This window comes from Streptomyces murinus, assembly GCF_002154555.1.
Taxonomy (GTDB): domain Bacteria; phylum Actinomycetota; class Actinomycetes; order Streptomycetales; family Streptomycetaceae; genus Streptomyces; species Streptomyces murinus.
Genome location: NZ_MUNF01000068.1, coordinates 1 through 8558 on the forward strand (window position 1 = coordinate 1; position 8558 = coordinate 8558).

Here is an 8558-nt window from a genome sequence, read left to right on the forward strand (position 1 = left end):
TGTACGGCGTCCGCCGCGGGCTGCGGTCGAGGAGCACCGCGGAGCCGCAGCCCGCGGCGGACGCCGTACAGCGGATCGTGTTCACGGAGTACGGCTCTGTCACCGGTACCCGTTAGCCTTCATGGTCACAACAGTGGTTCCCGGCAGGCGGTAGGCAGATGGACTTCCCGGCGGACATTCCCGCGGACTTCCCGGCACAGGCGCACCCCCACCCGCACGGCGGGTGGCCCGGCAATGAGCTGGAGGAGGTGCTCTCGGCCTCCCTCGGCATACCCGCGGCGGGCGGCCGGATCATCGAGGTCCTCGGCCGCAGCTTCGTCCTTGTGCCGCTGCCGGCCGGCGGCGGCCCCGGCAGCGGCCCGCTGGACCTGCCCACCCTGGACATCGACGGCCAGGTGTTCGTCCCGGTGTTCAGCTCCGAGGAGCAGTTCCGCCAGGCCGTCGGCTCCCCCATGGCGTACACCGTCGCCCCGGCCGTGGAGTTCGCCCGCGGTCTGCCCCCGCAGGCGGGCATCGCGGTGAACCCCGGCGGCACCGTCGGCATCCCGCTCCCGCCGGAGGCCGTCGCCGAGCTGTGCCGTGCCGGACACACCCCGCTGGACGGCCCCGCCACCGGCGGCCGGGTCCGGCTGTTCGAGCCCGACTGGCAGGACGACCCGGTCGACTTCCTCTCCGCCGCCTCCGCCGAGTTCGCCGCGACCGGCGTGGTCGTCACCGCCCGCCGCTGCCTGGCCGCGATCGAGAACGCCGACCCGGTCATGTTCGTCGGCGTGGAACTCTCCCAGTGGGAGGGCGACTTCCGCGCCCTGCCCCTGGAGGCCCTGGGCCGCGCCCTCGGCCGGGTCCCGACCGCCTGGCCGGTCAACCTGATCCTGCTGGACGTGACGGACGACCCGGTGGCCGAATGGCTGAAGTCAAGCGTCCGACCCTTCTACATCCGCTAGGGGCCTGGGCGAACGGACAACGGGCCCCGTGCCCATCGGCGCATAAGCTGTCTTCATACGCGGGGCACGAGGGAGAAGAAGGGCATGACAAGGTGAGCGCCACCCACAGCGGAAGCGTCGAACACACGCTCCGCCACGTCACGCCCGGACGCTACGACGCCTACGAGGCCCTGCTCCGCGCCCTCGCCACCCCCTCCGCCGGCCAGATCTGGATGCTGCTGTGGCACGGCCAGGCCGGCTCCCCGGACGCCCAGTACGGGGACATGGAGGTCGACGGCTGCCATTACGCGCCGTGCGTCACCTCCGCCCAGGAGCTGTCCGCCAGCGGCTGGAACCGCTCGTACGAAGTGGTCGACGGCCTGGACGTCGCCCGCACCCTCTACCCCGACCACTACGGTCTCTGGCTCAATCCGCACGCCCCCGGCGGCGGTGTCGGCATCCCCTGGCTGGACCTGCGCCGCATCGCCACCGGCCTGGACCGGCAGCCCGCGGGCCCGCTGCGGCTGACCGAACCCGGCATCGAGATCCCGCAGTTCTACGCCCTGATCGCGCAGCACGCCCACCGCACCCCCGCCCTGCGCTCGCTGCGCCGCGCCTGGGTGCAGCCCGCGCTCGGGGCGCCGTACCTCGCCATCGGTCTCGACCTGTACGAGACCTCGCCCGCCGCGGTCGACTCGGTGCGCGCGATGATGCAGCGCTCCGTCGGCGCCGTCCCCGAGGGCCTGCCCGTCTCCACAGTCGCGCTGACCGACGACCACGACCCGGTCGTGATGTGGATGCGCGCCCATGCCCGGCCGTTCTACGACCGCGAGGCCCACGTCGCCGCCCCCGCCGGCCGCCCGGCACCCCAACTCCAGGCCCCCGCGCCGGGTTACGGCTATCCGCCGGTGCACGGCGGTTACTGAGGTTCCGCCGCTTCCGGCGCTGTTCCGGCCCTACCTCCCGAACCGCGGCATTACGGCGTTGTGTCCCAACTGGCCCGTGTCCGGGAGCCGTTACCCACTGTCCGGATAACGGAATCCTCCGCAGTGCATCACGGTTGCGCATACTTTCACCGTCAGCTCTGGCGAGTGATCGCAAGGACGCTGAAGACTCCCCACTCAGACCACGAGGCGTAAGAACTCGTGTTCGCTTGCAAGTCGACAAAGCCGCAAACCGCGGCAGCGCAGGCCGGTCACCACCGGCGAGAGGGGTCGCACATCGTGACCGCACCGATCGAGACCACCGGGGCGGCAGCCGAGGCGCAGCCTGAGGCTGTGCTCGCGGGAGCCGACAAGGGGCAGATCGAGGGTCGTTCCCTGGGCCAGATCGCCTGGACCCGCTTCAAGCGGGACAGAGTCGCCGTGGCCGGCGGCGTCATCGTGATCCTGCTGATCCTGCTGGCCATCCTCTCGCGCCCCCTTCAGGCCGCCTTCGGCCTCGACCCCAACGCCTTCCACCAGGACCTGATCGTCCCCGACACCTCGCTGCCCAAGGGCGGCATGGGCGGCATGAGCCTGGACCACCCGCTCGGTGTGGACCCCAAGTTCGGCCGGGACATCGCCACCCGCATCCTGGAGGGCTCCTGGGTCTCGCTGGTCGTCGCCTTCGGTGCCACGATCCTGTCCAATGTGATCGGCGCGATCATGGGCGTGATCGCGGGTTACTACGGCGGCCGCGTCGACTCGATCATCAGCCGGCTGATGGACACGTTCCTCGCCTTCCCGTTGCTGCTGTTCGCCATCGCGATCTCCGCAACGCTCCAGGGCGGCGCCTTCGGACTGAACGGTCTGCCGCTCCACCTCAGCGTGCTCATCTTCGTGATCGGCTTCTTCAACTGGCCCTATCTGGGCCGGATCGTGCGCGGCCAGACCCTGGCCCTGCGTGAGCGCGAGTTCGTCGACGCGGCCCGCGGTATGGGTGCCAAGGCCCCGTACATCCTCTTCCGCGAGCTGATGCCGAACCTGGTCGGCCCGATCATCGTCTACTCGACGCTGCTCATCCCGACCAACATCCTCTTCGAGGCCTCCCTGAGCTTCCTCGGTGTGGGCATCCAGCCCCCGCAGGCCTCCTGGGGCGGCATGCTCCGCGAAGCGGTCACCTACTACCAGGTCGATCCCCAGTACATGATCGTGCCCGGCCTCGCCATCTTCATCACCGTCCTCGCGTTCAACCTGCTCGGCGACGGTCTCCGCGACGCTCTCGACCCGCGCAGCCGCTAGGCAGCCAGAGAGCTCACCCAAGTTTTCCGATCAATGGAGGGGAAGCAGACCATCATGCGAAGGTCAGCGCTGGCCGCGGTCGCGGCCATCGGCTCCGCAAGCCTGTTGCTCGCAGGCTGCAGCAAGGCCGATGACAACAAGGACACTCCGAAGGCGGCCGGCGCCAACGTGGCGACCAAGAGCGTCGTCAACGCGTCCGACAAAAAGGGTGGCACCGTCACCTATGAGATGTCGGACGTGCCGGACTCGTTCGACCCGGGCAACACGTACTACGCGTACATGTACAACTTCAGCCGTCTGTACGCGCGTCCGCTGATGACGTTCGAGCCCGCCCCCGGTTCCAAGGGCAACACCCTGGTCCCGGACCTCGCGGCGAGCAAGGGCGTCTCCAGCGACGGCGGCAAGACCTGGACGTACAAGCTGCGCTCGGGCCTGAAGTACCAGGACGGCACCCCGATCACCTCGAAGGACGTCAAGTACGCCGTCGAGCGGTCGAACTTCGCGCGTGACGTGCTCTCGCTGGGCCCGAACTACTTCCAGCAGTACATGAAGGACGGCGACAAGTACAAGGGTCCCTACAAGGACAAGAGCGCCAAGGGCCTGTCCTCGATCGAGACCCCGGACGCCACCACGATCGTCTTCCATCTGAACCGTGCCTTCCAGGAGTTCGACTACCTGGTCGCCACGCCGGAGACGGCCCCGGTGCCGCAGTCCAAGGACGACGGCGTCGACTACGTCAAGCACATCGTGTCCTCCGGCTCGTACCAGTTCCAGAGCTACCAGGACGGCAAGCAGGCCGTGCTGGTCCCGAACAAGAACTGGGACCCGAAGACCGACCCGCTGCGCAAGCAGCTGGCCAGCAAGATCGTGGTCAACCTGAAGGTCAACCCCGACACGATCGACAAGGACCTCCAGTCCGGCGACGCCACCGTCGACCTCGGCGGCACCGGTGTCCAGGCCTCCACCCAGGCGGACCTGCTCAACTCCGCGGACGGCAAGGCCAGCACCGACAACGCCTACGGCGGCCGTCTCGTCTACGCGGCGATCAACACCAAGCTGAAGCCGTTCGACAACGTCGCCTGCCGCAAGGCCGTCGAGTACGCCATCGACAAGGTCTCCGTGCAGACCGCCATGGGCGGCCCGATCCGCGGTGACATCGCCTCCACCGTCCTGCCGCCGGACATCACCGGCTACCAGAAGGCGGACGCCTACGCGACCCCGGGCAACAAGGGCGACGTCGCCAAGGCCAAGGACCAGCTGAAGGCCTGCGGCCAGAAGACGATCAACACCAACATCACGGCCCGCTCCGACCGTCCGGGCGAGGTGGACGCGGCCACCGCGATCATCAACTCGCTGAAGAAGGTCGGCATCAACGCCACGCTGAAGCAGTACCCGGCGGGCAAGTACTTCACCGACTACGCGGGCGTGCCGAAGTTCACCGAGAAGCAGAACATCGGCCTGATGATGATGCAGTGGGGTGCCGACTGGCCCTCCGGCTACGGCTTCCTCCAGCAGATCCTGAACAGCAAGGCGATCAGCCAGTCCGGCAACACCGCCCTGTCGCAGTACACCAACAAGAAGGTCGACGACCTGCTCGCGCAGGCGATCGCCGAGCCGGACACGGCCAAGCGCAACGCCCTGTACGCGCAGATCGACAAGCAGGCGATGGACGACGCCGTCCTGGTCCCGCTGACCTACTTCAAGGTTCTGCTGTACCGCTCGCCGTACGCCACCAACGTGGTCTCCACGGCCGCCTTCAGCGGTCAGTACGACTACCTCAACCTCGGCACCACGAAGAAGTAGCAGCCCCGGAAGGCAGGTGAAGGCATTGGTGCCCGCGGGTTTCGCCGCCCGCGGGCACCAGCGCCGGTCCCCGTGATCTCGTACATCCTCCGCCGGACGTTCGCGGCAGTGATCCTGCTGCTGGTCGTCACCGCGGTCACCTTCGCCATCTTCTTCCTGCTGCCACGGCTCGTGGGCCAGTCAGCGGATCAACTGGCGCAGCAGTACATCGGAAAGAGCCCGTCGAAGGCGGACATCGCCGCGGTCAAGCACAACCTCGGTCTGGACCAGCCCCTCTACGTCCAGTACTGGCACTTCATCAAGGGCATCGTGGTCGGCACCGACTACAACCTCGGTCCCAAGACGGTGCACTGCGACGTCCCCTGCTTCGGCTACTCCTTCAAGGATCACGTCGCGGTCTGGTCGCAGCTCACCTCGCGTATCCCGATCACCCTCTCTCTTGCCGTGGGTGCCGCCGTGCTCTGGCTGCTCTCCGGTGTGGCCGTCGGTGTCATCTCCGCGCTCAAGCCGCGCTCGCTGTTCGACCGGACCTTCATGGGCGTGGCCCTCGCCGGCGTCTCGCTGCCCATGTTCTTCACGGGCAATCTGGCGATCCTGCTCTTCACCTACACCTGGCCGATCTTCGGCCGCACCTACGTCCCGTTCACCGAGAACCCCGCGCAATGGGCCAACACCCTGTTCCCCGCGTGGTGTTCGCTGGCACTGCTGTACTCCGCGATCTACGCCCGGCTCACCCGCTCGGGCATGCTGGAGACGATGAACGAGGACTTCATCCGCACGGCCCGCTCCAAGGGCCTGCCCGAACGCACGGTCGTCGTACGGCACGGTCTGCGGGCCGCCCTCACCCCGATCATCACCGTCTTCGGCATGGACGTCGGTCTGCTGCTCGGCGGCGCGGTGATCACCGAGTACGTGTTCTCGCTGCCCGGCGTCGGCCAGTACGCGGTGCAGGGCATCACCGACAACGACCTGCCGAAGATCCTCGGTGTGACCCTGCTCGCCGCCATCTTCGTCGTCATCGCAAATCTCCTGGTGGACGTGCTCTACGCCGCCGCCGACCCGCGGGTGAGGCTCTCGTGACCGAACTCTCCAAGACCGAAACGGGCGAGGGAACCACCGCCATGGCGCCCTCGGCCTTCCTGGAGGTCCGCGACCTCAAGGTGCACTTCCCGACCGACGACGGCATCGTCAAGTCCGTCGACGGGCTCTCCTTCTCGGTGGACAAGGGCAAGACCCTCGCCATCGTCGGCGAGTCCGGCTCGGGCAAGTCCGTCACCTCGCTCGCCGTCATGGGCCTGCACCGGCTCGGCCCGCGCGGCAAGAACGTGCGGATGTCCGGCGAGATCTGGCTGAACGGCAAGGAGCTGGTCGGCGCCTCCCCGGACGAGGTGCGCAGGCTCCGCGGCCGCGACATGGCGATGATCTTCCAGGACCCGCTGTCCGCGATGCACCCCTACTACAAGGTCGGCGACCAGATCGTCGAGGCGTACCGGGTGCACCACAAGGTCAGCAAGAAGGAAGCGCGCACCCGCGCCATCGAGATGCTCGACCGCGTCGGCATCCCCGAGCCGGCCAAGCGCGTCGACGGCTACCCGCACGAGTTCTCCGGCGGTATGCGCCAGCGCGCCATGATCGCCATGGCGCTGGTGAACAACCCCGAACTGCTCATCGCGGACGAGCCGACCACCGCCCTCGACGTGACCGTCCAGGCGCAGATCCTCGACCTGATCCGCGACCTCCAGAAGGAGTTCGGCTCCGCGGTCATCATGATCACGCACGACCTCGGCGTGGTCGCCGAGATCGCCGACGACGTCCTGGTGATGTACGGCGGCCGGTGCGTGGAGCGCGGCGCCGCCGCCGAGGTCTTCGAGAAGCCGCAGCACCCCTACACCTGGGGCCTGCTCGGCTCGATGCCCCGCATCGACCGCGAGACCTCCGAACGGCTCATCCCGGTCAAGGGCCAGCCGCCGAGCCTCATCAACGTCCCCTCGGGCTGTGCCTTCCACCCGCGCTGCCCGTACGCGGACGTCCCCGCGGAGAACGTCAGCCGCACGGTGCGCCCCGAGCTCCAGCTGGTCGGCGCCGGACACTGGTCCGCCTGCCACCTGCCGGCCGAGGACCGTGAGCGGATCTGGACCGAAGAGATTGCGCCGAAGCTGTGAGTGAGACGAAGAAGACGGACACCGCCGCGAAGGCCGCGGTACCCGAGCAGGCGTCGGCTCCGGACGAGCGCGAGGTGCTGCTCAAGGTCGAGAACCTGACCAAGCACTTCCCGATCAAGAAGGGCATCCTGCGCCGCCAGGTCGGCGCGGTGAAGGCCGTCGACGGCATCGACTTCGAGGTGCGCAAGGGCGAGACCCTGGGCGTCGTCGGCGAGTCGGGCTGCGGCAAGTCGACCATGGGCCGGGTCATCACCCGCCTCCAGGACCCGACCGGCGGCTCGATCTCCTTCGAGGGCCAGGACATCACCCGGCTGTCCACCGGCGAGATGCGTCCGCTGCGCCGCGACATCCAGATGATCTTCCAGGACCCGTACGGCTCCCTGAACCCCCGGCACACCATCGGCTCGATCGTCTCGGCGCCGTTCCGGCTCCAGGGCGTCGAGCCCGAGGGCGGGGTGAAGAAGGAGGTCCAGCGGCTGCTCGAACTGGTCGGTCTGAGCCCCGAGCACTACAACCGCTACCCGCACGAGTTCTCCGGCGGCCAGCGCCAGCGCATCGGCATCGCCCGCGCGCTCGCCCTGAAGCCGAAGCTGGTCGTGGCCGACGAGCCGGTGTCCGCGCTGGACGTCTCGATCCAGGCCCAGGTCGTCAACCTCATGGACGACCTCCAGCAGGAGCTGGGCCTGACCTACGTCATCATCGCGCACGACCTCTCCGTCGTTCGGCACGTCTCGGACCGGATCGCGGTGATGTACCTCGGCAAGATCGTCGAACTGGCCGACCGCAACGCCCTGTACGAGGCGCCGATGCACCCGTACACCAAGGCGCTGATGTCGGCGGTGCCGGTGCCGGACACCAAGCGCCGGGGCCAGAAGAGCGAGCGCATCCTGCTGCGCGGCGATGTGCCCTCGCCGATCGCCCCGCCGTCGGGCTGCCGCTTCCACACCCGGTGCTGGAAGGCGACGGAGATCTGCCGGACGACCGAACCCCAGCTGGTCGAGCTGAAGTTGGGCCAGCGGGTCGCCTGCCACCACCCGGAGAACTTCGCCGACCAGGCCCCGCAGGACACGGTCCTGCTGTCGGCGGCGAAGGAGGCGTCGGAGCTGGTGCCGGACGCGGTGCTGACGGGCGAGCCGGAGGCCGCGGCCAAGTCCGAGGCCGTCACGGAGACTTCGCCGGAGCCCGCGACCGACGCGAAGCCGGAGCCCGCCGCCGCGGAGACCGAGGCCGAGCCTGAGGCCAAGTCCGAGGCTGCGAAGGAGACTTCGTCGGAGCCGGAGCCGGAGCCGGAGCCGGAGCCGGAGCCGGAGTCGGAGTCGGAGTCGAAGCCGGAGTCGAAGCCGGAGGCCGCCGCGGAGTCCGAGCCCGAGCCCGCCGCCGAGCCCGAGCCCGCCGCCGAGCCCGAGCCCGGCACTGAGGCCGACGACGCCCCCAAGTCCCCGAAGCCG

General features: G+C 68.7%; 7 protein-coding genes. All 7 read left to right on the plus strand.

Features of this window, described 5'->3' with window-relative positions:
* Window positions 1-158 precede the first annotated feature (158 nt).
* On the plus strand, window positions 159-944 hold the full coding sequence (locus CCN72_RS05390) for an enhanced serine sensitivity protein SseB (RefSeq protein WP_086806544.1): 786 nt from the start codon (window positions 159-161) through the stop codon (window positions 942-944).
* Window positions 945-1036: 92 nt separating this feature from the next.
* Window positions 1037-1849, plus strand: coding sequence for an enhanced serine sensitivity protein SseB C-terminal domain-containing protein (locus CCN72_RS05395; RefSeq protein WP_086806545.1), 813 nt, complete (start codon window positions 1037-1039; stop codon window positions 1847-1849).
* Window positions 1850-2146: 297 nt separating this feature from the next.
* Window positions 2147-3145: an ABC transporter permease gene (locus CCN72_RS05400; RefSeq protein WP_037657188.1), complete on the plus strand. Its 999-nt coding sequence runs from the start codon at window positions 2147-2149 to the stop codon at window positions 3143-3145.
* 54 nt (window positions 3146-3199) lie between these two features.
* Window positions 3200-4948, plus strand: a complete 1749-nt coding sequence (locus CCN72_RS05405) for an ABC transporter substrate-binding protein (RefSeq protein ID WP_346077065.1) — start codon at window positions 3200-3202, stop codon at window positions 4946-4948.
* Window positions 4949-5020: 72 nt separating this feature from the next.
* Window positions 5021-6028 carry an ABC transporter permease gene (locus CCN72_RS05410; protein WP_037657192.1) on the plus strand — a complete coding sequence of 336 codons (1008 nt, stop codon included), beginning with the start codon at window positions 5021-5023 and terminating at the stop codon, window positions 6026-6028.
* Entirely contained in the window at window positions 6025-7110 is a 1086-nt protein-coding gene (locus tag CCN72_RS05415) for an ABC transporter ATP-binding protein (RefSeq protein ID WP_086806546.1), read from the plus strand. Before CCN72_RS05410 ends, CCN72_RS05415 begins: the two co-directional genes overlap by 4 nt.
* On the plus strand, window positions 7107-8558 hold a 1452-nt coding region (locus tag CCN72_RS05420; protein ID WP_086806547.1), incomplete at its 3' end, for an ABC transporter ATP-binding protein. The genes CCN72_RS05415 and CCN72_RS05420, both read left to right, overlap by 4 nt.